The following is a 25,197-nucleotide window of genomic DNA, read 5'->3' as shown; positions in this document are numbered from 1 at the left end:
CGTTCCTGGGAGGGAGAGCGCGTGACCACGCGGATTTCCGGCTTCCGCTATCTGACTCAGCGTGACGGAAAGTGCGTGACAGGGGCACCCACCGCCGGATACTTCGTCAGAAGGCGAGCCCCGGCCCGTCCGGGTCGTACTGACGAAGTCCGCCCGCGTTCCGGCCACGCGTGGCCGGTTCGCGGCAGTGTGCCGGGCACCGCCGGAGTGCCGGGTGACCTGCCCCGACGGGCCGTCACACGTGACGAAATCGCCCCGCGTCGATTGAGGGCCGGGTGGCCGCCGCGCGATGGTCGGTGCAGTTCTTCAGCCGCCCACGCCCCGCACATCCGATCAAGGAGCGCACCACCGTGACGAACGTCGCCGTCATTTACTACTCGTCCACCGGTAACGTCCACCAGCTGGCACTGGCCGCCGCCGAGTCGGCGGAGAAGGCGGGCGCCGAGGTCCGGCTGCGTCAGGTGGCCGAGCTGGCGCCGGAGGCCGCCATCGCCTCCAACGCGGCCTGGGCCGCCCACCGCGAGGCCGCCAAGGACGTGGCCGTCGCGAGCCTGGCCGACCTGGAGTGGGCCGATGTGATCCTCTTCGGCACGCCCACCCGCTACGGCCTGCCGGCCGCCCAGCTCAAGCAGTTCATCGACACCACCGGTGGCATCTGGGCCCAGGGCAAGCTGGTCAACAAGGTCGTCTCGTCCTTCGTCTCGACCTCGCAGACCCACGGCGGCCAGGAGAGCACCCTCCTGGCGCTGAACAACACCTTCTACCACTGGGGCGCGATCATCGTCGCCCCCGGCTACGCCGACCCGATCCAGTTCGACGTCAAGAACGGCAACCCGTACGGCGCCAGCCACGTCGGCTACAACGGCGAGGTCCCCGGCCCGGAGAACCTGGCCGCGATCGCGTTCCAGGCGCGTCGTGCCGTGGAGATCGGGACCGCGCTGAAGCGCGGGCTCGAGGCCACGGCCTGATCCGCCGCGGTCCGTACCACCGCGGGAGCGCGATGAGCGACATGACGACGGTGCGGGCGTACCCGGACCGGCCGGGCGCCGGCGGAGCCGCCCGGCCCGGTCCGGCCGACGATCCATGGACGCGCCGCCGCGCGTCCTGACCCGACTCCCCCCCGACCGCACGGCCCCCACACGTACGCGTTCCGCCTCCCCCGTTACGACGACACAGGGAGCCAGTCCCGTGAAACGCGCCATGTTCCTCCTGCCGGCGGCGCTGACGGCAGCCCTCGCCGCCGCACTCATACCGGCCGCCCCGGGCTCGCCGGCCCTGGGCCACGCGGCTCCGGTCTCCGCGGCCTCCCCCGCCGCGACCGACAGCCGCGCCAGGACCACCTGGGACGACTTCAGCGGCGGCTTCGACCACACCGGCGACGACGCCAAGTGGGCGCTGGCGCCGCTCGGTGAGTTCCCGAACGGCGACGGAAAGGCCTCCACCTCGCCGGCGGGCCTGCGGGTCGTGCCCACCGGCACCAATCCGAGGACCGGTGCACCCGCCTTCGCCTACACCACGGGCAAGGAGTCCGACGGCGGCGACGGCGGGCTCGACCACGTCAAGTGGTACGCCCTCGCCAACCACCGGGCGTCCTCCGGCGTGCTGGGCTTCGACGCCGACCCCGGCTCTGTGCTGACCTTCGACTCCACCCTCAGCGCCCGCACCTACGGCACCCACCAGCATCCGTTCGGCGACGCGGTGGCCGACCCGCACACCGATCTGCGGCTGGCGGCCGGCGCGATGACCATCATCGACCAGGAGTCGAACATGGTCTTCGACTTCTTCGTCACCAACGAATGGGTCTACGCCTTCTACGAGCGGCTGCCCACCCCCGGCGCCGACCACGTGGCCTTCTCCTACGCCCTCCCGGTCGAGCGGCGTTCCCACCCCGGCCAGGTCAACGACCTCGCCATCTCCTACGACCGGTCCGCCGGCACGGTGGTGTGGAAGGTGAACGGCCGCCAGGTGTACAAGGTCGACAGGATCGGCTTCCGGCCCAAGGACCGCACCCATCTGATCATCGACCTCGGTGGCCGCGAGGAACTGATCGAGCCGCGCCAGCTCGCCCCGGGCTTCGGCATGTTCGTCCTGCTCGACGCCGACGCCCCGCGCCTCGGCGCGGACCGGGACGGCGGTCCGCGCGCCGACGGCGCGCTGGTGAAGCTCACCGACACCACCTCGTACTACGACCCCGATGCCGGCGCCCCGGTGCCGCAGACCTTCGTCGACCCGGACAGCCGGCCGGGCAACCGGCTCTGGGGGCAGGGCGCACAGCTCGATATCCGGCAGCTCAGCATCACCGGGGCCCGGTACTGACACACCTTCAGCCCCGTATTTCCTTTCCGGTGGAATGGAAATACGGGGCTTTTCCATGCCCGCGACCGGGCCGCGGGCACTTGCCGTCAGCTGACGAAGTAGCCCTACCCGCATTGATGCATGGCCACGGCGCGGCGCAGAGTGATGGAGATTCCAGGGGCGATTTCGGCGTCTTGCACATCGTGAGCACCCCGTACGGCGCGACTGTCGCGAAGGTTCGTGAATTGCCGCGCGGTAATCCATTGGTGGACGCCGTTTCTCCGGTCCCCAGCTCGCTACAGGAGAATCCTGATGACTGCACGATTCACCGGCAAGGTCGCACTCGTCACCGGAGGGGGTTCCGGTACCGGCAGAGCGACCGCGCTGGCCTTCGCCAAGGAGGGCGCCACCGTGGTGGTCGCCGGGCGGGAGCCCCGGGACCTGCGGGACACCGTCGCCCTGATCGAGAAGGAGGGCGGCACCGCCGACGCCATCATGGCCGACGTGACGCACGGAATGGACGTCATCCGGCTGATGAAGTCGACGGTGGAACGCCACGGCGGACTGCACATCGCCTTCAACGACGCCACCTGGATAGGAAAGCCGCACAAGCTCGCGGAAACCTGCGAAGCCGTGTGGGGCGAAATTCTTGCCAGCAATCTCACCGGCGTCTGGCTGCTGATGAAACACGAGATCGACCATATGCGGGAGAACGGCGGCGGCGTGATCGTGAATCACTCCACCAATGTCAGCATCAACGGCCGCAAGGTCGGATTCGGCGCCTACGCGGCCGCCAAGGCCGCGCTGTCCACCCTCACCCGGACCGCCGCCCAGGAGCACGTCGGCGACGGCATCCGCATCAACGCGATCAGCCCCGGTGACGTGGAGGCCACCGACGGCCGTGCCGACTGGGAGGAGCACGTGCGCACCGCGGCGCCGGCCGGCCGGATCGCCGGCATCGAGGAGGTCGCCGACACGGTGGTGTGGCTCTGCGGTCCGGAGTCCAAGTTCGTCATCGGCCACGACCTCGTGCTGGACGGCGGGGTGACCCTCTGATGTCCGGGATACGTGCCCGAGTGGCCCGTGTCCCGGGGTCGAAGAGCATCACCAACCGGGCCCTGCTGCTGGCCGCCGCGGCCGACGGGACCAGCGAGCTCGTCGCCCCGCTGGTCAGCGACGACACCGTCGCCTTCCGCGAGGCGCTCACCGGCCTCGGCGTGGACGTCGAGGTGGGCGAGGACCGCTGGACGGTCACCGGGCTCGGCCGCGCGCCGCGGACCGGGGCGGCCGTCCGGTGCGCCGACGCGGGCACCGCGGCACGCTTTCTGCCGGTCCTCGCGGCCGCCGGCGAGGGCGAGTTCACTTTCGACGGCTCCGACCAGCTCAGGGCGCGTCCGCTCGGTCCGCTGATCCGGGCGCTGGCCCAACTGGGCGCGGGCGTCGAGTCGGCCGCCGGCGGCGGCCTGCCGCTGCGCATCACCGCGCGCGGGCTGTCCGGCGGCGAGCTGACGCTGGACTCGTCGGTCAGCAGCCAGTATCTGACCGGGCTGCTGCTGTCCGCGCCGCTGATGCGCGAGCCGCTGACGGTCGCCGCCCGGGGGCTGGTCAGCCGCCCGTACATCGACATGACCACCGCCCTGATGCGCCACTTCGGCGCCGAGGTCACGCGCGACACCGAGGGGCGGCTGCGGGTGGAGCGCGGGGGCTACACCGGCAGCACGCTACGGATCGAGCCGGACGCCTCGACCGCCTCGTACGTCTTCGCCGCCGCGGCAGTCACGGGAACCACCGTCACCGTGCCGCACCTGGGCAAGGACAGCCTCCAGGGCGACCTGCGCTTCATCGAGGTGCTGGCGCGCACCGGCGCCCGGGTCGAGACCGGCCCGGACGCCACCACCGTCACCGGCACCGGACCGCTGCGCGGCGGGTTCGACGTCGACATGGGCGACATCTCCGACACCTTCATGACCCTGGCCGCCGTCGCGCCCCTCGCCGACGGCCCCGTCACCATCCGCGGCATCCGGCACGCGCGGTTCAAGGAGTCCGACCGGATCACCGCGGTCGCGGAGAACCTGCGCGTGGGCGGCATCCGGGTCGAGGAGGAAGAGGACCGCATCACCGTCCACCCCGGACCGATGGCGCCCACCCGGATCGCCTGCCACCGCGACCACCGCATCGCCATGGCCTTCTCCGTCCTCGGACTGCGGGCCCCCGGCATCACCCTCGACGACCCCGGCTGTGTCACCAAGACCTTCCCCGGCTTCCACGAGGAGCTGTCGAGGCTCTTCGGCCCTCAGGCGCACTGAGGCGGAGCACGGCGCGCGACCGACGAGCAGCAGCAGACACACGACAGCGAGAAGAGAGAGCGAGATGGCGGACATCATCATTGCCGGCGGCGGGATCGGCGGGCTCGCGGCAGCCCTCAGCATCTCCCGGCGCGGCCACCGGGTCGTCGTCCTCGAGGCCCGCGACACCTTCACCGAGCTCGGCGCGGGCATCCAGCTCGGCCCGAACGCCTTCCAGTCCCTGGACCGGCTCGGCGTCGGCGACGCCGTTCGCGCCCGGGCCGTGCACATCGACGAACTGCGCTTCATGGACGGCACCACCGGCGAGAAGGTCGCCTCGATGCCGCTCACCGGCGAGTACCGCCGCCGCTTCGGCAACCCGTACGCGGTCGTCCACCGGATCGACCTGTACGCGCCGCTGCTGGAGGCCTGCCGCGCCACCGACGCGATCGAGCTGCGCACCGAGGCGAACGTGGAGGGCTACGAGCAGCGGCCCGGTTCGGTGACCGCGCGCCTCACCTCCGGCGAGCGGGTCACCGGCGCGGCGCTGATCGGCGCCGACGGCATCAACTCGTTCGTCCGCAAGCAGCTCGTCGGCGACGGCTTCCCCCGGGTCTCCGGGCACACCATCTACCGCTCGGTGATCCCGATGGAGCAGGTCCCGGAGGAGCTGCGCTGGAACACGGTCACGCTGTGGGCCGGACCCAAGTGGCACTTCGTCCACTACCCCATCGGCGAGGGGAAGTTCCTCAACCTGGCGGCGACCCGCGACGACGACGCCACCGAGGCCGTGCTCGGCAACCCGGTCACCAAGGAGCACGTCCTCGGCGAGTTCCCGGAGCTGGGCGAGACCGCGCGCCGGCTGCTCGACCTCGGCGAGGACTGGCGCACCTGGGTCCTGTGCGACCGCGACCCGGTGACCGACTGGGCCGACGGCCGGGTCGTCCTCATCGGCGACGCGGCTCACCCGATGCTGCAGTACGCGGCCCAGGGCGCCTGCCAGGCGGTCGAGGACGCGGTCGTGCTCGGTGAGCTGATCGGCACGGACGAGGCCGGGTTCGAGGTGAGCTTCCAGAAGTTCAACGCCGAGCGCCGAGAGCGCACCGCCGCTACCCAGCTCGTCGCCCGTGAGATGGGCAGGCTGCTGTACCACCCGGCGGGCGAGGCCGCGAAGGAGCGCAACGCGATGCTGGCCTCCCTCAGCGCCGACGACATGTACGACAAGGTGGCCTGGCTGCACGGGAGCAAGGTCGGCGTCGCCGGCCACACCGCGCCGCCCGTGCCCGCCGGTCTGGTCTGACCGTGGGCACCCTGCGCTGGCTCACCGCGGGTGAGTCGCACGGCCCCGCGCTCGTGGCGACCCTGGAGGGGCTGCCCGCCGGCGTTCCCGTCACCACCGCCGTGGTGGCGGACGCGCTGGCGCGGCGGCGCCTCGGACACGGCCGCGGCGCGCGGATGGCGTTCGAGCGGGACGAGGTCACGTTCCTCGGCGGCGTACGGCACGGCCTGACCCAGGGCGGGCCGGTCGCCGTCATGGTCGGCAACACCGAGTGGCCCAAGTGGCAGCAGGTGATGTCGGCCGACCCGGTCGATCCACAGGTCCTGGCCGGGCTGGCCCGCAACGCGCCGCTGACCCGGCCGCGCCCCGGCCACGCCGATCTCGCCGGGATGCAGAAGTACGGCTTCGACGACGCGCGGCCCGTGCTGGAGCGGGCGAGCGCCCGGGAGACGGCGGCCCGGGTCGCGCTGGGCGCCGTCGCCCGCGCGTATCTCAAGGAGACGGCCGGGATCGAGGTCCTCTCGCACGTCGTGGAGCTGGGCGGGGCCCGGACTCCGTCCGGGGTGCTGCCGGTCCCCGGCGACGTGGAGCGGCTGGACGGGGACCCGGTGCGCTGCCTCGACGCGGGCGGCAGCAGGGCGATGGTCGCCGCGATCGACCAGGCCCACCGCGACGGCGACACCCTCGGCGGGGTCGTCGAGGTCCTGGCGTACGGGGTGCCGGTCGGGCTCGGCTCCTATGTGCACTGGGACCGCAGGCTGGACGCCCGGCTGGCCGCCGCGCTGATGGGCGTGCAGGCGATCAAGGGTGTCGAGGTCGGCGACGGTTTCGAGCTGGCCCGGGTGCCCGGCTCGAAGGCGCACGACGAGATCGTGCCCACCGAGCAGGGCGTACGGCGCACCTCGGGCCGTTCCGGCGGCACGGAGGGCGGGCTGAGCACGGGCGAGACGCTGCGGGTGCGGGCGGCGATGAAGCCGATCGCGACCGTGCCGAAGGCCCTCGCGACCTTCGACGTGTGCACGGGGCTGCCGGCCCGGGCGCACCACCAGCGGTCCGACGTGTGCGCGGTGCCGGCCGCCGGGATCGTCGCGGAGGCGATGGTCGCGCTGGTGCTCGCCGACGCGGTCGCCGAGAAGTTCGGCGGCGACAGCGTCACCGAGACCCGCCGCAACGTCACGTCCTACCTGGCAGCCCTGACCGTCCGCTGAGCGGCGAGGCTTCGACGGCACAAGGCCGAGGGAAGGCTCCGATGAGACACGAGGACCTGTACATAGCCGGTGTCGGCTCCTGGTGCCCCCAGCCGGTCACCGCGGACGAGGCCATCGAGGCCATCGAGGCCGGACTGTGGGACGAGGCCGGGCGGCGGCGCACCGGCCAGGTGAGCGCCGCGGTCGCCGGCGACGACGACACCCGGTCCGGGACGGCCGTGCGCGCCGGGAACCCGGCGGTCCGTCAGACGGGGCACGCCCAGAGCGACTTCGGGTGCTGCTGCACGCGGCGGTCGGGTTCAACGGTATCGACGGCTGGAACATCGCCTCGTGTCTCCAGCACCAGATCCTCGCCGGCCACGGGCTGTCCACGGAGCTCAGGCAGCAGTCCAACGGTGCGATGGCCGCCATCGAGCTGGCGGCGGCCCATCTCGCCGCGGGCACCGACCGGGCGGCCGCGCTGATCACCGCCTCCGACCGTTTCGTCCTGCCGCTCCGGGACCGCCGGCGCGCCCGCGCCGGCCCGGTGCCCGGCGACGGCGCGAGCGCCGCCGTGCTGTCACGGCGGTCGGGTTTCGCCCGAGTCCTGTCGGTCGTCACGAACAGCCGGCCGGAGCTGGAGCGCGCCCAGCGTGCGGACCTGCCGTTCAAGCCGTACGCCGACCCGCACGACACCGGCCTGTACCGATCAGCCTGATCCGCCGTATTGGGCCCGCGAGGGTCTGCTCGTCCCCGGCCGGGGGGTGATGCTGACCGGCCTCGGCTTCAACCGGACGACCGCGGTGATCGAGATCCTGCGGCCGCCGACGGCCGTCGAGTCCGTCCTCTGACGGGCCGTCGCCACCCGGTGACCGCGCCCCGGAGCGTCGCCTCTGCGCTCCGGGGCGCGACCTGACGCAGTACCGGCCGGGTCTGTGCGACGGCGGGGTACCGCGGAGGAATCTGTTCGCCGTGAAGAAGATGACGGAGGTCGAGAGCCGGGCGTTCCTGTCCGCGGGCACCCGTACCGCCAAACTGGCCACCGTACGGGCCGACGGGCGCGCCCATGTCGCCCCGGTCTGGTTCGTGCTCGACGGGGACGACGTCCTGTTCAGCACCGGGAAGACGTCCGTCAAGGGCCGCAATCTGGCGCGCGACCCGCGCGCCACGATCTGCGTCGACGACGACCGGCCCCCGTACGCCTTCGTCCTCGTCGAGGGTGAGGTGACGATCTCGGAGGAGCCCGCCGAACTGCGGCACTGGGCCGCCAGGATCGGCGGCCGCTACATGGGCGAGGACCGCGCCGAGGAGTTCGGCGCACGCAACGGAGTCCCGGGCGAGCTGCTCGTGCGCCTGCGCCCCACCAGGATCGTCGCGGCCGGCGGCATCGCGGAGTGAGCCCGGGCACAGAGGGGATGAACAGCATGCAGTTCGGCATATTCAGCATCGGTGACGTGGGCAGGGACCCGAACACCGGCCGCACCCCGAGCGAGCACGAACGTCTCAAGGCGATGGTCACGCTCGCCGAGAAGGCCGAGGAGATCGGCCTGGACGTCTTCGCCACCGGGGAGCACCACAACCCGCCGTTCGTGCCGTCGTCGCCGACGACCCTGCTCGGCCACATCGCCGCGCGCACGGAGCGGATCATTCTGTCGACGGCGACCACGCTGATCACCACCAACGACCCGGTGAAGATCGCCGAGGACTTCTCGGTGCTCCAGCACCTCGCCGACGGCCGGGTCGACCTCATGATGGGCCGCGGCAACACGGCCCCGGTGTATCCCTGGTTCGGCCAGGACATCCGCCAGGGCATCCCGCTCGCGGTCGAGAACTACGCGCTGCTGCACCGGCTGTGGCGCGAGGACGTCGTCGACTGGGACGGCAAGTTCCGCACACCGCTGCGGGGCTTCACCGCCACGCCGCGGCCGCTGGACGGCGTCCCGCCGTTCGTGTGGCACGGCTCGATCCGCTCCCCGGAGATCGCCGAACAGGCCGCGTACTACGGCGACGGCTTCTTCGCGAACCACATCTTCTGGCCCAAGGAGCACTTCGTCCGGCTGGTCGGGCTGTACCGCGAGCGGTACGCGTTCTACGGGCACGGCACCCCGGAGCAGGCGGTCGTCGGGCTCGGGGGCCAGTTCTTCATGCGGCGGAACTCCCAGGACGCGGTCCGCGAGTTCCGGCCGTACTTCGACAACACGGCCCTGTACGGCGGCGCGCCCATGGAGGAGTTCATGGAGCGGACGCCGCTCACCGTGGGCTCCCCGCAGGAGGTCATCGACAAGACGCTGACCTTCCGGGAGACCTTCGGCGACTACCAGCGGCAGCTGTTCATCGTCGACGCCAGCGCGGTGCCGCTGAAGGTCGCGCTGGAGCAGCTCGACATGTTCGGCGAGGAGGTGCTGCCGGTGCTGCGCAAGGAGTTCGCGTCAGGCCGTCCCGCCGACGTCCCCGCCGGACCCACCCACGCGGAGCGGGTGGCGCGCAGGGACCGGGAGCACGCCGGCCACTGAAACGGAAGGGGCCTGCCGACGGCGTCCGGCAGGCCCCTTCCACTGTTTCCTCTGTCCCCCGGCGCTACGCCTGGAGCGTGTCCGGCTCGAGCAGGTGCTCTCGGTCAGCCGCAGCGCGGTCGCCGCGATCTTCTGCTCCAGGTGGCCGGTCGACGAAGTCGCCGGGATGCGGACGGGGTTGGGGCTGCGGTCCAGCAGCCGGGCGAGCGCCACCTGGTACGGCGTGGCGCCGTGCCGCTCGGCGACGCTCGCCGGCGGCCGGCTGGTGAGCGGTGCCGCCGTCGGCACCTTGGCGTCCTGGCCGGGCACCTTCTCCGCACGCAGCAGCGTGTACGTGCCCGCCGGCCGCCGGCCCGCCGGGCGACGGTCACCAGGCCGACGGGCCCGACGGCCTGCAGTGCCATGCGGGTGACCAGGCTGCGGTGGTTTCGTACGGGGTATCGGGGGGCGCCTGTGGCGTCGGCCCGCACGACACCAATGGCCGTGTCAGGCTCCGGACCCGGCGCCTGCCCGGTCGATGCGCACCGGGCCGCTTCGTCAGGTCGGCGCCGCGCATGTGACGAAGTCCCGGCTCAGGGTGCGTTAAGGCAGGGGCGGGGCGGACAGACTGCCTGTGCCGCGCTTCGGCCGGCGGTGGTTCTCCCCGGCCTTCCGGCACGGCCCGGACTCAAGAATGAGGACCCCTGATGAACCCCTTGTCCGACGCCCCGATCCCGTCCGACGACGTGCTCTCCCCCGACGCCCTGTTCTCGTCCGACGCGTCGACCGTGACCGTGTGGTCGGACATCGGCTGCCCGTGGGCGACACTGGCCCTGCACACGCTGCACGCGGCCGCCGAGCGGCGCGGTGTGCGGCTCGTGGTCGACCACCGGGCCTTCCCGCTGGAGCTGTTCAACAACCAGTCCACCCCGAAGCCGATCATCGACGCCGAGGTCGTGGCGATCGGCGCCAAGGAGCCCGCGCTGGGCTGGCGGCTGTGGTCGGCGCCCGAGTACACGTACCCGGGGACGATCCTTCCGGCGATGGAGGCCGTCCAGGCGGCGAAGGCCGCCGAGGTCGGCGGGCTGCCCGCGTCCGACCAGCTCGACACCGCCCTGCGGCACGCGTTCTACGCCCAGAACCGCTGCATCAGCACCCCGTCGGAGATCCTGGCGGTCGCCGCCGAGTGCCCGCTGGTCGACGAGAAGGCGCTGGCGGCGGCCATCGAGCGGGGCGAGGGACGGGCCGCGCTGTACCGGGACTTCGCGCTGGCCGGCGGCCCCCGGGTCCAGGGCAGCCCGCATCTGTTCACCGTGGCCGGTGTCGACGTGCACAACCCCGGCGCCGACTTCCGCTGGACCGGGAACCCCAACGAGGGCGGCTTCCCGGACTTCCACGCGTACTCCGCCGACTGGACCGACGGCGTCCTCGACTCCGTCACCGCCGCTCCGTCGGAGGGCTGACACAGGGGTCGCACGGGCCGTACGGGCCGCCCAATGAAAAGCCGCATTCGGGCGGCGGCATATGGGTGGTCCATCGGCCGACTTATCACTTGACAGAGTAAATTGACGGCCTTTGCCGGATCGATGCGCGGGCATTTCAATGCCGGGACAAGCCGACTTGTTCTCGCTCCTGCTGTTTCCCGAAGGGAGCACATCGGCACCCGCCATCGATCCCATTCTTGAGCTGCCGTAGGGCGCGACCCCCGATCCGGACGAATTTCTCCGGGCGGGCCCTCCGCGGGCATTTCCCACCGGAGACCGGTTCGCCGTTCTGGCTCTCCCAGGCGCGCAATCTGGAATTCGACCGCTTCGGGGCGCCGGTCGTGCCGTCGCTGTCGAAGACGCCGACGATCTTGGGGCGGGCCCGTAGCCGCGGGGGACCAGGTCCCCGCGGCGACGTCGCGCAGCGCGGCGGACTGTCGTTCACCATCTACGTGGACCACGCTGAGTGAGCCTCCGCCGTGCGCCTTGCTCTCCGGCGCGACCTCACGCACGCTGCCGGGGGGTGTCCCTTGAATTCGCGGGCCCCGGCGGAGCTTGCGAGCAGATCTTTTGGGGCGTGGACCGAGAGCTGAGACACCACCCCGGATCCTTGGACCTCTGTCGCGGAGCAGCCGTCCCCTGCAAACAGCAAAGATACAGACCACCCGGTTTGTTTCGTGGATCGCTGTAAGGCACACTGAGGAAGAACTTGAACGCGAACGGGGAGCGAGAGGAGGCCCGATGGCACGTCAGGAACGCGCGACCAGGACTCGTGCGGCGATCCTTGAGGCGGCCGCCACCGTCTTCGCCGAGCGTGGATACGAGGCCGCCACCATCGCGGACATCCTCGTCCGCGCCGACGTGACGAAGGGCGCGCTGTACTTCCACTTCCCGTCCAAGGAAGACCTCGCCAGAGGGGTCCTCGCCTACGCGGTGACCACCGACGGAGTGCCCGAGCAGCCCTGCAAGATGCAGGAGCTCGTGGACGTCAGCATGGTGCTGGCATACCGGCTCCCCCGCGAGGTGACGCTGCGCGCGTCCGCCCGGCTCGCCGCGGACCAGGGCTTCGAGGGGGAGCTCGTCGGCACGCCCTACGGCGAGTGGACCAAGCTGGTCACCCGCCTGCTCGAGCAGGCGAAGGAGCAGGGCGAACTGCTTCCGCACGTGGCGCCGGAGGAGACCGCGCAGCTCCTCGTCGGTTCGTTCACCGGTCTGACGCTGACCTCGCAGGCGGCGAGCCGGATGATTTGCCTGGAGCGCAAGGTGGGCCTGCTGTACGACCACATGCTGCCCGCCATCGCCGTACCGGGAATCCTGGGCAGGCTGGACACCGGGCCGGACCGCGGGGCCCGCGTGATCGCCCGGTCCGACGCGGAGCGGAGGACGGCCGAGCCGGACAAGACCGATGCGCCCGGTGAGGCCACCGCGGAGAACGAGGCGGGGGACGGCGGGGCCGCCCGGGTCACGGCTCCGGGCCGTTTCTAGCCCAGCGGCCGGCGGCCGACGGCGGCCGGCCCCAAGCGGGGTCGTCGAACTGCACGAGGCGTTCCGCGCGGGCCGCACGGAACGGGGCGTCGAGCCGGGCATCGACGGTCCTCGGCCGGCTCGGGGAGCCCGCCGGCATCGCAGCGAGATGCGGTGCCGGAGCACGCGAGCCCGGCAGGATCCGAACGAGAAGCCCTAGGTACCGGACAACTCCCGCCCAGGGGGTCCGCAGGCCCGCAGCCGGGGCAGGTGGTCGACGGCGGCCACCTCCGGCAGCACGAGCTCCCAGATCCGGGTCAGCCACGCCCGGGGCGGCTCCCGCGGCTCCTCGCGGTGCTGCGGCACGAGGGCGGACAGCATCCAGTGGTCCCGCACCGTCGTCTCCACACCGGCCATCAGATACGCGACGAGCACCGCGACGGTGTGGACGTTCGCGGCGGGGAGCAGGGACCGGTCGTCCCGGGCGTGCTGCAGCAGACGGCGTACAGGCCGCGCCCAGGCGGCGTTCCAGTGGTGCGGGAGGGGCACGGTCGCGGTGCGCTCGCGGGCGAGACGGGCGCTGGCCCGGCAGACCGCCTCGGTCTCCAGCAGGTCGGCCAGCGCGTGCGTGATGTCGATGACGGACTGCAGGGCCGGACCGGGGTGGCGGCACACGCCGTCGACGACGGTCCGGGCGGCGTCGTGGGCGGACCCCTGGACCGCGTCCGCCAGTTCGTCCTTGGAGGCGAAGTGGAACGAAAGGGCGCCTTTGGACACCCCGGCGGCCTCGCTGATCCGGATGAGGGAGGAGCGCTCGTAGCCGACCTGGTCGAAGGCGTGGGCCGCCGCGCCGATCAAGGCCCGCCGGGTCTGTTCGGCCCGTTCCTGCATGACCATCCGGCGCCACCCCTTCCCATGCCACGGCACTCCGAGGGCATATCCCAGCCCAGAAACCTACCATGCGGTTTCTTTAGGCCCCCGTGGCCTGACGAGGTCGACGGATTCCACTGCCGATGGCTTCTGAAGCTACCGCGAACCGGGAGGTCGGAGCCCTGCTGATCGCCAGACCTCGTCATCTCGGCCGGCGCTCGGCACATAAGGGACCGTTTGGTCAGTTATTTATTCCGATCGGGCTCGTAAGAGCGGCCAGAACACCCGAACACGAATGGGGAGAACCGCTATTGCGTGCGAGCCAGTTCAGTCAATTCGGCGACGCCCAGCTGATCGACGGCTCGTACGCGGGAGCGGAGTCCCTGCCGCTGATCCCGGGCAGCGAGGTCGTGGGCCGCACCGAGGACGGCCGCCGGGTGCCGGCCCGGGGGTCGGGCGGCTACGCCGAGCCGGCCCTCGCCGAGGAGCGCTCCGTCGTCGAGATCCCCGTCTCGCCGGCGCCGGGACAGGCGGCGGCGCTGCCCGGAGCGGTGCCGGGTCCCATGAGGCGCTGCGCGGACGCCGCACGACCGGCACGACGCACCTGGTCCCCTGAGCCGCTCGCCCAGGGGTATTGAGGTCCGGTCAGCCGTTGCCGGAGGCGAGCTCGCGACTGCGGTCGCGGGCCGCCTCCAGGGCGGCGATCAGGGCGGCGCGCACGCCGTGGTTCTCGAGCTCGCGGATGGCGCTGATGGTGGTGCCGGCGGGCGAGGTGACCGCCTCGCGGAGCTTCACCGGGTGTTCGCCGCTGTCGCGGAGCATGACGGCGGCGCCGATGGCGGCCTGGACGATCAGGTCGTGGGCCTGGGCGCGGGGAAGCCCGAGGAGGATGCCCGCGTCGGTCATCGCCTCGACGAGGAAGTAGAAGTACGCCGGGCCGGACCCGGAGAGGGCGGTGGCCGCGTCCTGCTGGGACTCGGGGACGCGGAGGGTCTTGCCGACACCGCCGAAGATCTCCTCCGCGTGCGCCATGTGCTCACCGGTGGCGTGGCTGCCGGCGGAGATCACCGACATGCCCTCGTCCACCAGCACGGGGGTGTTCGGCATGACCCGGACGACGGGCGTGCCCGCGGTCAGGCGCTCCTCGATGAAGGAGGTGGTGATGCCGGCTGCCGCACTGACCACGAGGCGGTCGGCTGTGAGGTGCGGGGCGAGCTCGTCGAGCAGCTTGCCCATGTCCTGGGGCTTCACGGCGAGGATCAGGGTGTCCGCGCGCTTGGCGGCCTCGGCGTTGCTGACGCAGTCCACGCCGTAGCGGTCGCGCAGTTCGTCGGCGCGCTCGCTGCGCCGGGTGGTGACCAGCAGGGCCGCGGCGGGCCAGCCGGCGCGGATCATGCCGCTGAGCAGGGCTTCACCGATCTTGCCGGTACCGAGGACTGCGACTGTCTGGGTCATGGCTGAAGTTCACCTCGCCGGTGGGGGCACGTGCGCACATCCTGTCACCGTCGGGCGGTGACGCGCCGTCCCGTCCGAGTGTCGGTACGGGCGGCGCGGCGTACGGGTCGGCACGGGTCAGGCGGTGCGGCGGCGCAGGGTGGCCGCCCCGAGGCCCAGGACGACCAGGGCGCAGCCCGCGACGACCAGGACGTCGCGGACGAACACGCCGGTGACGTCGGCGTTGCGCAGCACCTCGTTCATGGCGTCGACGGCGTAGGACATCGGCAGCACGTCGGAGATCGCTTCGAGCACGGGCTGCATGTTCTCCCGCGGGGTGAACAGACCGCACAGCAGCAGCTGCGGGAAGACCACGGCCGGCATGAACTGGACCGCCTGGAACTCGGAGGCGGCGAAGGCGGAGACGAAGAGTCCGAGCGCCGTGCCCAGCAGTGCGTCGAGGAGCGCGACCAGGAGCAGCAGCCAGGCGGAGCCGGTGATGTCGAGGCCGAGGCCCCACAGCGCGAGGCCGGTGGCGAGCAGCGACTGGACGACGGCGACGAGGCCGAAGGCCAGGGCGTAGCCGGCGATCAGCTCGGCCTTGCCCAGCGGCATGGCGAGGAGCCGTTCCAGGGTGCCGGAGGTGCGTTCCCGCAGGGTGGCGATGGAGGTCACCAGGAACATCGTGATCATCGGGAAGATGCCGAGCAGCGACGCGCCGATGGAGTCGAAGGTCCGCGGGCTGCCGTCGAAGACGAACCGCAGCAGGAACAGCATCACGCACGGCACGAGGATCATCAGGGCGATGGACCGCGGGTCGTGGAGGAGCTGCCGCAGGACCCGGGCGGCGGTGGCGAGAGTGCGGGCGGGGCTCATCGGACGTTCTCCTCGAGGGCGGCGGCCTGGTCGACCAGGTGGAGGAAGGCCTGTTCGACGGTTTCCGAGCGGGTGCGGGTGCGCAGGTCGTCCGGGGCGTCCTCGGCGAGGATCGCGCCGTCGCGCATGAGCAGGAGGCGGTGGCAGCGCTCGGCCTCGTCCATGACGTGGGAGGAGACCAGGATCGTCGCGCCGCGTTCGGCGGCGAGGCGGTGGAAGAGGTCCCACAGGTCGCGGCGGAGGACGGGGTCGAGCCCGACGGTGGGTTCGTCGAGGACGAGCACCTCCGGTGTGCCGAGCAGCGCGACGGCGAGCGAGACGCGGCTGCGCTGACCGCCGGAGAGCCGGCCGGCGAGCGAGTCCGCGTGCGAGGTCAGGTCGACGTCCTCGACGGCCCGGGTGACGTACTCGTGGCGGGCGTCACGACTGCGGCGGCCCGGCAGAAGGACGGAGGCGAAGTACTCGAGGTTCTGGCGGACGGTGAGGTCGTCGTAGACGGACGGCGCCTGGGTGACGTAGCCGATACGGGAGCGGAGCCCGGCGGCGCCGGCGGGCTCGCCGAGGACCTCCAGCGTGCCGGTGACCTTGGCCTGCGTGCCGACGACGGCTCGCATCAGGGTCGACTTCCCACAGCCGGAGGGGCCGAGGAGGCCGGTGATGCGGCCGGCCAGGACGGTGAAGTCGAGGCCGCGCAGGACGGTGCGCTCTCCCCGGACGACGGTGAGGCCGCGGGCGAGGACGGCGACCTCAGATGAATTCATCATGTGATGAATAATGCTCCTGGATGTCCGGGGCCGTCAAGCACCGCGCCCGGTCACTCCCCTGGGGGCGTGACCGGGCGCGGTCGGCGGGCACGTTCCCGCGGTGATCTTGTGTGTGCTGGATGTTCGGGGCGGCCGTCCGGCGGGACGGGGGACACGCGGCCCGCGCCCGGGCGCCGTTGACCGCGCTCCGCGCGGTGGCCTCAAGACGCCGGCCGGACCGGCGGCGGTCCGCCGCGGGCGCGGTCACCCGCGCTTCGGCCTGCCGCCCTTCCGTCTGCGGGCGGCGGGGTTCCCGGAGCGGACGCCGCGGCGCTTCTCGTACTGCGCCCGCGCGGTCTCGTACTCGGCGCGCGCAGCCCCTCCCCCGGGGCCTCGACGAAGCAGCGCAGGGCGTACGCGATGAGTGAGCCGATGAAGCCGATCATCTTCAGGGTGCGCAGGGAGTCCTCGGTCGACGAGCCGTCGGGACGGCGGGTGAAGCTCTCCCACGTCTTGCGGAACGCGATGGCGCTGCAGACGGCGAACATGACGATGACGAGGACGTTCACAAAGCTGCCGACCTCGGCGATGGCGAGGCCCTGGTAGGCGAAGCGCAGGACCAGGGCCGCCGCGAAGGCGGTCACCAGCGCACCGGCGGCGACGCCGGCCCGGCGCGGCCCGTACCCCCCGTCGTGGCCGACCCAGGTCGTGCCGAAGAAACGGATGGGCTCGGGTTCCGGGCCGCCGCCGGCCGTCGTGGTGTTCTCGGTGTGCTCGCTCACGGGGTCGATTATCCCCGCCGCGTCAGGACCGGGTCAGGAGCAGCGCGGGGCGATGTAGCCGTCGCTGCCCGTGTGCACGTACGCGTCGGAGACGAACTGGCCGTTGGCGATGTTGTCCCACAGGTTGGTGGTGCCGTACGTACCGGTGATGGTCTCGCCGGCCTTCTGGCAGTTGATCGGCACGGACGCGCCGTACGGGAGGATCTTGACCAGCCGGTAGTTGGTGCCGGGTCCGGAGCGGACGTTGAGGCGGACGCCGGGCGCGACCGGATAGCGCGTGGCCACCATGGTCCCGACCGACTCGGCGCCGGCGTCGCCGTCGGCCGCCGCGTTCTGTATCTCCTCGCCCCGCACCGCCGCGTCCTGGATCTCCCCGTTCCCGGCCTTCTCGTTCTGCGTCTCTTCAAGAGCCATCGGACTTCCCCCCGTTGACGTGGATGAGTGGCTTCTGCCGCCGCGCGCAGGCTAGCAACCCATGGCTGGATCGCACGCATCATCGACTAGGCTCCGAGCGTCGCGCGTGCGCACCATCAGACGGGGGTGGGAGATGCCACCGCTGCGCAGCACCGGGCCGTTCCCGGAAGCGGAGCATCCGGAATTTGCCGGCCAGTACCGGCTCGAAGCATGCCTGGGCAACGGAGGCATGGGCGTCGTCCATCTGGCCACCTCCGCCTCCGGCCTGCGGCTCGCGGTCAAGGTCATCCACGCCGAGCACGCCATGGACCCGGAGTTCAGGGCGCGTTTCCGGCAGGAGGTGGCCGCCGCCCGCCGGGTCAGCGGCGCGTTCACCGCGCCGGTCGTCGACGCGGACCCGGGCGCCGACCGGCCCTGGATGGCCACCCTGTTCATCGACGGCCCCACACTCGCGGACCGGGTGAAGCGGAACGGACCGCTGGATCCGGCCGAACTCCGCAGAGCGGGCGCGGGGCTGGCGGAGGCGCTGCGCGACATCCACCGCGCCGGCGTGGTGCACCGGGATCTCAAACCCAGCAACGTGCTGCTGGCGAAAGACGGGCCGAAAGTCATCGACTTCGGCATCTCGCGTCCCGTCGACAGCGATCTGCGCACCGAGACCGGGAAGCTGATCGGCACGCCGCCGTTCATGGCGCCCGAGCAGTTCCAGCGGCCCCGCGAGGTGGGGCCGGAGGCGGACGTCTTCGCGCTGGGCGCGGTGCTGGTCCACGCGGCCACCGGACGCGGCCCGTTCGACTCCGACAGCCCGTACATAGTGGCGTACCAGGTGGTGCACAACGAGCCGGACCTGGCGGGGGTGCCGGAGGATCTCCTCCCGCTGCTGTCGCGCTGCCTCGCGAAGGACCCGCGGGACCGGCCGACGCCGTACGAGCTGATGGTCGCGCTGCGCGCGTCGTCGCCCTCCGCCGGGTACGACACCCAGGCGTACATCCCGGTACCGCGTGAACACGACACCGCCGAGAGGCGCGTGCGTTCCGGTGCGGAGCCCGCCGCTTCTGAGCCCGCCTCCGACCCGGCGGCGGCCGACGAGGCTCCGCGCCGGCGCGGCCGCCGCACCCGCTGGGCGCTCGCGGCCACCGCGTTCACCGTCCTGGCGTCGGCCGGCGCCATCGCCATCGGCGCGTCCACCGACGACGGCTCCCGCGTGAAGCCCCCCGCCGACCCGGGCTTCCGCCCCTGGAGCGTCGCCCTTCAGGACGGCGCCCAGGGCGTCACCCCGGTGTGCTCGGCCGGCGGCGACGACGCCCTCTACTGCGCCGCCCCCGGGGTGAAGGCCGCCCGGCTGGACCCGGCCGACGGCACCTCCGTCTGGTCCACCGGCGCGGAGAACACCGAGGGCGCCGCCGGCCAGAGCGACGAGGGCCTCGCGCCGCACCTGGCCGGCGGGCTGCTGCATGTGGTGACCCCCGGCGCCGGCCGCTACGAGGCGCTCGACCCGGTGACGGGCGAGCCGCGCTGGGACCTGGACGTCCCGGCGTACGCGACGGTCCTCACCGCCGGTGACACGGTCCTGCTGGTGACCGACGCCGGGCTGGTGCGCGCCGTCGACGCGGCGACGGGCGAGGAGCGCTGGCGGAAGCGGCACGGCGGGCGGGGCGCCCACTGGGTCTCCCCCTCCGACGGCGACGGACCCGCGATCGCCGCCGCGCCCTCGGCCGACGGGTCGACGACCCTGATCAGCGCCGTCGACCCGAGGAGCGGCGGACTGCTCTGGACCAGGCGGCTGACCGGTTCGCTGACACCGGCGGGGCTCTCCGGCGGCTCCCTGCAGCTGCTCTCCACCGGCCCCGACGGCCTCACCCGCGCGGTCGTGACGCTCGACACCACGGCCGCCGACCGCCCCGTACGGCGGATCCCGCTGACCGTCCCGGCCGACCAGGCACAGGCCACGGTCGCAAAGCGGGTGGTCTACATCGCCGGCGCCGGGGGTTCGCTCACGGCCGTCGACACGGCCGGGGCGGGCAACGGGGCGAAGGACGCCGAGCTGTGGCGCCTGGAGACCGGGGTCGCCCATCTGTCACGCCCGGTCGCCGGGGCGGGCGCGGTCTTTCTCTCCGCCGCCGACGGGCGGCTGCTCGCCGTGGACGCGGCGCAGGGCAGGGTCGTGGGACAGACGGGGCTGCGGATGGCCGACGACGGCTCCACCTTCGCGTCCCTGCTGCCCGCACCGGTCGTCGCCGGCGGCACGGTGTACGCCACCGCCCCCGACGGTTCCGTCTTCGCCGTGGACGCGAAGGACCCGGCGCGCTGGTGAGCACACCGGGTCCCGCCGACGTTTCGGGGCGTCAGCCCAGCTTGGAGACGTCCCTGACGGCGCCCTTGTCGGCGCTCGTCGCCATCGCGGCGTACGCGCGCAACGCGGCGGACACCTTGCGCTCGCGGGACTTCGGGGCGTAGACGCCTCCGAGGGCCTCGCGGCGGGCCGCCAGCGTGGCGTCGTCCACGAGCAGCTCGATGGTGCGGCCGGGGATGTCGATACGGATGCGGTCGCCGTCCTCGACGAGCGCGATCGTGCCGCCCGAGGCGGCCTCCGGGGAGGCGTGGCCGATCGAGAGACCGGACGTGCCGCCGGAGAAGCGGCCGTCGGTGATCAGGGCGCAGGTCTTGCCGAGGCCGCGGCCCTTGAGGAAGGACGTCGGGTAGAGCATCTCCTGCATTCCGGGGCCGCCCTTGGGGCCCTCGTAGCGGATCACCACGACGTCGCCGTGGGTGATCTCCTTGCGGAGGATCTTGTCGACGGCGTCGTCCTGGGACTCGCAGACGACGGCCGGGCCCTCGAAGGTCCAGATGGACTCGTCCACGCCGGCGGTCTTCACGACGCAGCCGTCGACGGCGAGGTTGCCGCGCAGGACCGCGAGTCCGCCGTCCTTGGAGTACGCGTGCTCCGCGGAGCGGATGCAGCCGTTCTCGGCGTCCTCGTCCAGGGCCTCCCAGCGCTCGGACTGGGAGAAGGCGGTCGCGGAGCGGACGCAGCCGGGCGCCGCGTGCCACATCTCGACGGCCTCGGGCGACGGCGAACCGGCGCGCACGTCCCACGTCTTGAGCCAGTCCGCGAGGGAGGGGCTGTGCACGGAGTGCACGCCCTCGTTCAGCAGCCCGGCACGGTGGAGCTCGCCCAGCAGGGCGGGGATGCCGCCGGCCCGGTGGACGTCCTCCATGTAGTACGTGCGGTCCTTGGCGACGTTCGGCGCGACCTTCGCCAGGCAGGGCACCCGGCGGGAGACGGCGTCGATCTCGTCCAGACCGAACTCGACGCCCGCCTCCTGGGCGGCGGCCAGCAGATGCAGGATCGTGTTGGTCGAGCCGCCCATGGCGATGTCGAGGGCCATGGCGTTCTCGAAGGCCGCGATCGTGGCGATGTTGCGCGGCAGGACGGACTCGTCGCCCTGCTCGTAGTACCGCTTGGTGATGTCGACGACCGTCGCGCCGGCGTTCTCGTACAGCGCCTTGCGGGCGGTGTGGGTGGCGAGGACGGAGCCGTTGCCCGGCAGGGAGAGACCGATGGCCTCGGTCAGGCAGTTCATCGAGTTGGCGGTGAACATGCCGGAACAGGAACCGCAGGTCGGGCAGGCGTTCTCCTCGATGCGGAGGATGTCCTCGTCCGAGATCTTGTCGTTGACCGCGTCCGAGATCGCGTCGACCAGGTCGAGCGTGCGGACCGTGCCGTCCACCAGGGTCGCCCGGCCGGACTCCATCGGGCCGCCGGAGACGAAGACGGTCGGGATGTTCAGCCGCAGGGCCGCGTTGAGCATCCCCGGGGTGATCTTGTCGCAGTTGGAGATGCAGATCAGCGCGTCCGCGCAGTGCGCCTCGACCATGTACTCGACGGAGTCGGCGATCAGGTCGCGCGACGGCAGCGAGTAGAGCATGCCGCCGTGGCCCATCGCGATGCCGTCGTCGACGGCGATCGTGTTGAACTCCCGGGGCACCGCCCCCGCCGCCTTGATCGCCTCGCTGACGATCCGGCCCACCGGCTGGAGGTGGGTGTGACCGGGCACGAACTCGGTGAAGGAGTTGGCGACGGCGATGATCGGCTTGCCGATGTCCTCGCTCGCTACGCCCGACGCCCGCATAAGGGCGCGGGCGCCCGCCATGTTCCGGCCGTGGGTGACAGTGCGGGACCTCAGCTCGGGCATCGTCGCTCGCTCCTTAGCGTCCTTGGCGTCCTTCAGGACAGATGGGTCTGTGTCGAGCGTACGCCGCCACTCCAGGATCTGGACAGCATGTCCGCAATGCGGGACAACTGGTTCAGTCTCCGGTCGCCGCGGCGGATCCCGCCGGGCCCGCCGGGCCCGCCGGGTCGGCCTCCGTGAGATAGCGCTGCAGCGTGGGCGCCACGATCCGGATGATCTCCTCCGGATCGGCGGACGCCAGCGGCTCCACCCGGATCACGTACCTCAGGATCGCGATGCCGACCATGTGGGAGGCGGCGAGCTCCGCCCGGAACCGCGGATCGGGCACGTCCAGCTCCGCGGCCACCCGCTCCAGCAGATGCCGCAGCACGAAGCCGCGCAGCACCTTGGCCGCCGCCTCGTGCGTCAGCGCGGAGCGGATGATCGCGAGCAGCGGGGCACGGGACGCCGGGTTCTCCCAGACGCCGATGAAGAAGCGCGCCAGGCGCTCGCCGATGCCGGCCGCGCCCTGCCCCAGGATCTGCGGAACGACCGTCGCGGGCTCGAAGGAGACCTCGATCGCGGCCGCGAAGACGTCGTCCTTGGTACCGAAGTAGTGGTGGACGAGCGCCGCGTCGACTCCGGCCGCCCTGGCGATGCCGCGCATCGTCGTCTTGTCGTAGCCGCGCTCCGCGAACTCGTCACGGGCCGCCTGGAGGATGCGCTCGCGCGCCCCCGGGCCCTCGCCGGCCGCCCTGCGGGCCGGGCGGCCGCGCCCCCTGCGCTCCTGCGTCATGAGATACGGCTGGCCGACGCCAGATGCAGCCGTGTGAAGGCCAGCGCCTCCGCGAGGTCGGCCTCGCGTTCGGCGGCGGACATGGCGCGCCGCGTGTTGACCTCGACGACGACATGGCCGTCGAAGCCCGTCCGCGCGAGCCGCTCCAGCAGCTCGGCGCACGGCTGGTCCCCGCGGCCCGGCACCAGGTGCTCGTCCTTCGCGGACCCCTTGCCGTCGGCGAGGTGCACATGGCCCAGCCGGTCCCCCATGCGGTCGACCATCGCCATGGTGTCCGTACGGGACGTCGCGGTGTGCGAGAGGTCGATCGTGAAGTGGCGGTAGTCGTCCTTGGTGACGTCCCAGTCCGGGGCGTACGCCAGCATCTCGCGGTCCCGGTAGCGCCACGGGTACATGTTCTCCACGGCGAACCGCACGTCCGTCTCGTCCGCCATCCGCCAGATCCCGCTGACGAAGTCACGGGCGTACTGGCGCTGCCAGCGGAACGGCGGGTGCACGACCACCGTCGACGCCCCCAGCTTCTCCGCCGCGGCCCGCGCCCGCTGGAGCTTGACCCACGGGTCGGTGGACCACACCCGCTGGGTGATCAGCAGACACGGCGCGTGCACGGCGAGGACGGGCATCCGGTGGTAGTCCGAGAGCCGGCGCAGGGCCTCGATGTCCTGACTGACCGGGTCGGTCCACACCATGACCTCGACGCCGTCGTAGCCGAGGCGTGCGGCGACCTCGAAGGCGGTCGCCGTCGACTCCGGATAGACGGAAGCCGTCGACAGGACAACCTTCGCATCCGGGATACGCACGACTGGTTCTGCCACGGAGACAGGGTACGGGGCCGAACTAGCCGGTAGTGAGGTGATCGAGACGGCGCAGGATGAGTCCCTCGCGCAGCGCCCACGGACAGATCTCCAGCTCCTCCACGCCGAAAAGGTCCATCGCACCCTCCGCGACCAGGGCTCCCGCGAGTATCTGGCGGGCCCGGCCCTCGGACACGCCGGGCAGCTCGGCCCGCTGTTCGACGGTCATGCCGGCCAGCTTCGGCACCCACTCCTCCAGCGAACTGCGACTCAGATCACGCTGTACGTACAGTCCCTCCGCCGAACGCGCCGCACCCGCGATCCGGGCGAGCTGCTTGAAGGTCTTGGACGTCGCCACGACGTGATCGGGCTTCCCGAAGCGGGTGAACTCCCCGACCGTACGGGCGATCTCGGCCCGCACATGGCGGCGCAGCGCCTTCACGTCGCGCATGTCCGGCGGGTCGCCCGGCAGCATCGAGGTGAGCCGCCCGGCGCCGAGCGGCAGGGACACGGCCTTGTCGGGCTCCTCGTCGATGCCGTACGCGATCTCCAGGGAGCCGCCGCCGATGTCGAGGACGAGCAGCTTCCCGGCCGACCAGCCGAACCAGCGGCGGGCGGCGAGGAAGGTGAGCCGGGCCTCCTCCTCACCGCTGAGCACCGTCAGCACCACACCGGTCTCCTCCTTGACCCGCGCCAGCACCGCGTCCGCGTTGGTGGCCTCGCGCACGGCGGAGGTCGCGAACGAGAGGACCTCCTCGCAGCCCTTGTCCTCGGCGGCCTGGAGGGCGTCGGTGATGGTGGCGACGAGACGGTCCACCCCGTCGGGGCCGATCGCCCCGTCCGCGTCCAGCAGCTCCGCGAGGCGCAACTCCGCCTTGTGGGAGTGGGCGGGCAGCGGCCGTGCGCCGGGGTGGGCATCCACCGCCAGCAGGTGAACCGTGTTCGAACCGACGTCGAGGACTCCGAGTCTCATGGACGGAACGCTACTGCGGCCACGCGCATACGCTGGACCTGTGCCAAAGACGAAAAAGGCGAAGCCGGGCAAAGCCAACCCGTTGACCGAGATCGAAGCAGACGAGAAGGGTCTGGACTTCGCCCGCGCGTGGGTGGAGTTCCCGGATCCGGCGGACGACGAACAGGTCTTCCGCTGCGACCTGACCTGGCTGACCTCGCGCTGGACGTGCATCTTCGGCAGCGGCTGCCAGGGCATCCAGGCGGGGCGCGCGGACGACGGCTGCTGCACGCTGGGGGCGCACTTCTCCGACGAGGAGGACGAGCAGCGCGTCGCCGGGCACGTGGCCCGCCTCACACCGGAGGTGTGGCAGTTCCACGACGTCGGCACGGGCAAGGGCGGCTGGGTCCAGGAGGACGAGGACGACGGCGAGCGCCAGACCCGGCGCTGGGAGGGCTCGTGCATCTTCCAGAACCGCCCGGGGTTCGCGGCCGGCGCGGGCTGCGCGCTGCACATCCTGGCGCTGCGGGAGGGCCGCGAGCCGCTGGAGACCAAGCCGGACGTCTGCTGGCAGCTGCCGGTGCGGCGCACGTACGAGTGGATCGACCGGCCCGACGACACGCGCGTCCTCCAGGTCTCCATCGGCGAGTACGACCGCCGCGGGTGGGGCGCGGGCGGTCACGACCTGCACTGGTGGTGCACCTCGGCGACGTCCGCGCACGGCGCGGGGGACCCGGTGTACGTGACGTACCGCCCGGAGCTGACGGAGCTGATGGGCAAGGCGGCGTACGACGTCCTGTCCGACCTCTGCGAGTCCCGCCTCTCCACCACCCTCCCCCTCCTGGCCCCCCACCCGGCGGACCCCTCCTGAGCCGGGT

23 protein-coding genes and 1 pseudogene are annotated in these 25,197 nt (G+C 72.1%); 14 read left to right on the top strand and 10 right to left on the bottom strand.

Annotated features, from left to right (window positions below):
• Positions 1–350 precede the first annotated feature (350 nt).
• The 11 genes from wrbA to ACWD01_RS17140 all read left to right on the top strand — a co-directional run bounded on the left by wrbA (position 351) and on the right by ACWD01_RS17140 (position 12,507).
• Complete coding sequence (wrbA, locus tag ACWD01_RS17190; RefSeq protein WP_356897797.1) at positions 351–968, top strand: NAD(P)H:quinone oxidoreductase; 618 nt, start codon at positions 351–353, stop codon at positions 966–968.
• Positions 969–1,188: 220 nt separating this feature from the next.
• Complete coding sequence (locus tag ACWD01_RS17185) at positions 1,189–2,316, top strand: DUF6081 family protein (protein WP_451162527.1); 1,128 nt, start codon at positions 1,189–1,191, stop codon at positions 2,314–2,316.
• Between the two features lie 291 nt (positions 2,317–2,607).
• Positions 2,608–3,351 (top strand): SDR family NAD(P)-dependent oxidoreductase, encoded by a 744-nt coding sequence (locus ACWD01_RS17180; RefSeq protein ID WP_451162525.1) that lies wholly within the window; start codon positions 2,608–2,610, stop codon positions 3,349–3,351.
• Positions 3,351–4,601, top strand: a complete 1,251-nt coding sequence (gene aroA / locus ACWD01_RS17175) for a 3-phosphoshikimate 1-carboxyvinyltransferase (protein WP_451162523.1) — start codon at positions 3,351–3,353, stop codon at positions 4,599–4,601. Before ACWD01_RS17180 ends, aroA begins: the two co-directional genes overlap by 1 nt.
• A gap of 64 nt (positions 4,602–4,665) precedes the next feature.
• On the top strand, positions 4,666–5,880 hold the full coding sequence (locus ACWD01_RS17170) for a 3-hydroxybenzoate 6-monooxygenase (RefSeq protein WP_451162521.1): 1,215 nt from the start codon (positions 4,666–4,668) through the stop codon (positions 5,878–5,880).
• A gap of 2 nt (positions 5,881–5,882) precedes the next feature.
• Positions 5,883–7,067, top strand: a complete 1,185-nt coding sequence (aroC, locus tag ACWD01_RS17165) for a chorismate synthase (protein ID WP_451162519.1) — start codon at positions 5,883–5,885, stop codon at positions 7,065–7,067.
• 274 nt (positions 7,068–7,341) lie between these two features.
• A complete protein-coding gene (locus tag ACWD01_RS17160) occupies positions 7,342–7,764 on the top strand; it encodes a hypothetical protein (RefSeq protein WP_451162517.1) in 423 nt (140 codons plus the stop codon).
• Between the two features lie 263 nt (positions 7,765–8,027).
• On the top strand, positions 8,028–8,444 hold the full coding sequence (locus ACWD01_RS17155; RefSeq protein WP_451162572.1) for a PPOX class F420-dependent oxidoreductase: 417 nt from the start codon (positions 8,028–8,030) through the stop codon (positions 8,442–8,444).
• Positions 8,445–8,470: 26 nt separating this feature from the next.
• Positions 8,471–9,559, top strand: a complete 1,089-nt coding sequence (locus ACWD01_RS17150; RefSeq protein ID WP_451162515.1) for an LLM class flavin-dependent oxidoreductase — start codon at positions 8,471–8,473, stop codon at positions 9,557–9,559.
• A 686-nt stretch (positions 9,560–10,245) separates the two neighbouring features.
• Positions 10,246–11,001: a DsbA family oxidoreductase gene (locus ACWD01_RS17145; protein WP_451162513.1), complete on the top strand. Its 756-nt coding sequence runs from the start codon at positions 10,246–10,248 to the stop codon at positions 10,999–11,001.
• 762 nt (positions 11,002–11,763) lie between these two features.
• Positions 11,764–12,507, top strand: coding sequence for a ScbR family autoregulator-binding transcription factor (locus tag ACWD01_RS17140; protein WP_451162511.1), 744 nt, complete (start codon positions 11,764–11,766; stop codon positions 12,505–12,507).
• 195 nt (positions 12,508–12,702) lie between these two features.
• On the opposite strand, the gene ACWD01_RS17135 is transcribed toward ACWD01_RS17140, so the two are convergent.
• A complete protein-coding gene (locus tag ACWD01_RS17135; protein ID WP_451162509.1) occupies positions 12,703–13,383 on the bottom strand; it encodes a ScbR family autoregulator-binding transcription factor in 681 nt (226 codons plus the stop codon).
• Positions 13,384–13,667: 284 nt separating this feature from the next.
• Between ACWD01_RS17135 and ACWD01_RS17130 the strand changes: the two genes are divergently transcribed.
• Positions 13,668–13,994 carry a hypothetical protein gene (locus ACWD01_RS17130; RefSeq protein ID WP_451162507.1) on the top strand — a complete coding sequence of 109 codons (327 nt, stop codon included), beginning with the start codon at positions 13,668–13,670 and terminating at the stop codon, positions 13,992–13,994.
• 7 nt (positions 13,995–14,001) lie between these two features.
• Here the strand turns inward: ACWD01_RS17130 and proC are convergent, their stop codons facing one another.
• From proC to ACWD01_RS17105, 5 genes and pseudogenes are all read right to left on the bottom strand, one after another.
• Positions 14,002–14,811, bottom strand: coding sequence for a pyrroline-5-carboxylate reductase (gene proC, locus ACWD01_RS17125; protein ID WP_451162505.1), 810 nt, complete (start codon positions 14,809–14,811; stop codon positions 14,002–14,004).
• Positions 14,812–14,928: 117 nt separating this feature from the next.
• Entirely contained in the window at positions 14,929–15,666 is a 738-nt protein-coding gene (locus ACWD01_RS17120; RefSeq protein ID WP_451162503.1) for an ABC transporter permease, read from the bottom strand.
• Positions 15,663–16,430 carry an ABC transporter ATP-binding protein gene (locus ACWD01_RS17115; RefSeq protein ID WP_451162501.1) on the bottom strand — a complete coding sequence of 256 codons (768 nt, stop codon included), beginning with the start codon at positions 16,428–16,430 and terminating at the stop codon, positions 15,663–15,665. The genes ACWD01_RS17120 and ACWD01_RS17115 overlap by 4 nt, the downstream gene beginning before the upstream one ends.
• A gap of 243 nt (positions 16,431–16,673) precedes the next feature.
• Positions 16,674–17,191, bottom strand: a pseudogene (locus ACWD01_RS17110) (hypothetical protein).
• Positions 17,192–17,224: 33 nt separating this feature from the next.
• The gene (locus ACWD01_RS17105) at positions 17,225–17,605 is read right to left on the bottom strand and encodes a peptidase (RefSeq protein ID WP_451162499.1); all 381 of its coding nucleotides are present in this window, start codon (positions 17,603–17,605) and stop codon (positions 17,225–17,227) included.
• 133 nt (positions 17,606–17,738) lie between these two features.
• Between ACWD01_RS17105 and ACWD01_RS17100 the strand changes: the two genes are divergently transcribed.
• On the top strand, positions 17,739–19,919 hold the full coding sequence (locus ACWD01_RS17100; RefSeq protein WP_451162570.1) for a serine/threonine-protein kinase: 2,181 nt from the start codon (positions 17,739–17,741) through the stop codon (positions 19,917–19,919).
• Positions 19,920–19,950: 31 nt separating this feature from the next.
• Here ACWD01_RS17100 and ilvD read toward each other — a convergent pair whose 3' ends face one another.
• The 4 genes from ilvD to ACWD01_RS17080 all read right to left on the bottom strand — a co-directional run bounded on the left by ilvD (position 19,951) and on the right by ACWD01_RS17080 (position 24,340).
• Positions 19,951–21,801: a dihydroxy-acid dehydratase gene (gene ilvD, locus ACWD01_RS17095; protein ID WP_451162497.1), complete on the bottom strand. Its 1,851-nt coding sequence runs from the start codon at positions 21,799–21,801 to the stop codon at positions 19,951–19,953.
• Between the two features lie 112 nt (positions 21,802–21,913).
• Positions 21,914–22,573 carry a TetR/AcrR family transcriptional regulator gene (locus ACWD01_RS17090; RefSeq protein WP_451162495.1) on the bottom strand — a complete coding sequence of 220 codons (660 nt, stop codon included), beginning with the start codon at positions 22,571–22,573 and terminating at the stop codon, positions 21,914–21,916.
• Positions 22,570–23,388, bottom strand: a complete 819-nt coding sequence (locus ACWD01_RS17085; protein WP_451162493.1) for a sugar phosphate isomerase/epimerase family protein — start codon at positions 23,386–23,388, stop codon at positions 22,570–22,572. Before ACWD01_RS17085 ends, ACWD01_RS17090 begins: the two co-directional genes overlap by 4 nt.
• Positions 23,389–23,410: 22 nt before the next feature.
• On the bottom strand, positions 23,411–24,340 hold the full coding sequence (locus tag ACWD01_RS17080; RefSeq protein ID WP_451162491.1) for a Ppx/GppA phosphatase family protein: 930 nt from the start codon (positions 24,338–24,340) through the stop codon (positions 23,411–23,413).
• Positions 24,341–24,380: 40 nt separating this feature from the next.
• Between ACWD01_RS17080 and ACWD01_RS17075 the strand changes: the two genes are divergently transcribed.
• On the top strand, positions 24,381–25,190 hold the full coding sequence (locus tag ACWD01_RS17075) for a hypothetical protein (protein WP_451162489.1): 810 nt from the start codon (positions 24,381–24,383) through the stop codon (positions 25,188–25,190).
• Positions 25,191–25,197: the final 7 nt, after the last annotated feature.

The organism is Streptomyces sp. NPDC002835 (genome assembly GCF_053591995.1).
This window is presented reverse-complemented; position numbering and strand designations above follow the sequence as displayed.

Excerpts from the sequence above, each read along its gene's own strand:
- ACWD01_RS17180 (WP_451162525.1), top strand. The coding sequence starts at position 2,608 with ATGACTGCACGATTCACCGGCAAGGTCGCACTCGTCACCGGAGGGGGT.
- aroA (WP_451162523.1), top strand. The coding sequence starts at position 3,351 with ATGTCCGGGATACGTGCCCGAGTGGCCCGTGTCCCGGGGTCGAAGAGC.
- ACWD01_RS17170 (WP_451162521.1), top strand. The coding sequence starts at position 4,666 with ATGGCGGACATCATCATTGCCGGCGGCGGGATCGGCGGGCTCGCGGCA.
- ACWD01_RS17155 (WP_451162572.1), top strand. The coding sequence starts at position 8,028 with ATGACGGAGGTCGAGAGCCGGGCGTTCCTGTCCGCGGGCACCCGTACC.
- ACWD01_RS17150 (WP_451162515.1), top strand. The coding sequence starts at position 8,471 with ATGCAGTTCGGCATATTCAGCATCGGTGACGTGGGCAGGGACCCGAAC.
- ACWD01_RS17145 (WP_451162513.1), top strand. The coding sequence starts at position 10,246 with ATGAACCCCTTGTCCGACGCCCCGATCCCGTCCGACGACGTGCTCTCC.
- ACWD01_RS17140 (WP_451162511.1), top strand. The coding sequence starts at position 11,764 with ATGGCACGTCAGGAACGCGCGACCAGGACTCGTGCGGCGATCCTTGAG.
- ACWD01_RS17135 (WP_451162509.1), bottom strand. The coding sequence starts at position 13,383 with ATGGTCATGCAGGAACGGGCCGAACAGACCCGGCGGGCCTTGATCGGC.
- proC (WP_451162505.1), bottom strand. The coding sequence starts at position 14,811 with ATGACCCAGACAGTCGCAGTCCTCGGTACCGGCAAGATCGGTGAAGCC.
- ACWD01_RS17120 (WP_451162503.1), bottom strand. The coding sequence starts at position 15,666 with ATGAGCCCCGCCCGCACTCTCGCCACCGCCGCCCGGGTCCTGCGGCAG.
- ACWD01_RS17115 (WP_451162501.1), bottom strand. The coding sequence starts at position 16,430 with ATGATGAATTCATCTGAGGTCGCCGTCCTCGCCCGCGGCCTCACCGTC.
- ACWD01_RS17105 (WP_451162499.1), bottom strand. The coding sequence starts at position 17,605 with ATGGCTCTTGAAGAGACGCAGAACGAGAAGGCCGGGAACGGGGAGATC.
- ACWD01_RS17100 (WP_451162570.1), top strand. The coding sequence starts at position 17,739 with ATGCCACCGCTGCGCAGCACCGGGCCGTTCCCGGAAGCGGAGCATCCG.
- ilvD (WP_451162497.1), bottom strand. The coding sequence starts at position 21,801 with ATGCCCGAGCTGAGGTCCCGCACTGTCACCCACGGCCGGAACATGGCG.
- ACWD01_RS17090 (WP_451162495.1), bottom strand. The coding sequence starts at position 22,573 with ATGACGCAGGAGCGCAGGGGGCGCGGCCGCCCGGCCCGCAGGGCGGCC.
- ACWD01_RS17080 (WP_451162491.1), bottom strand. The coding sequence starts at position 24,340 with ATGAGACTCGGAGTCCTCGACGTCGGTTCGAACACGGTTCACCTGCTG.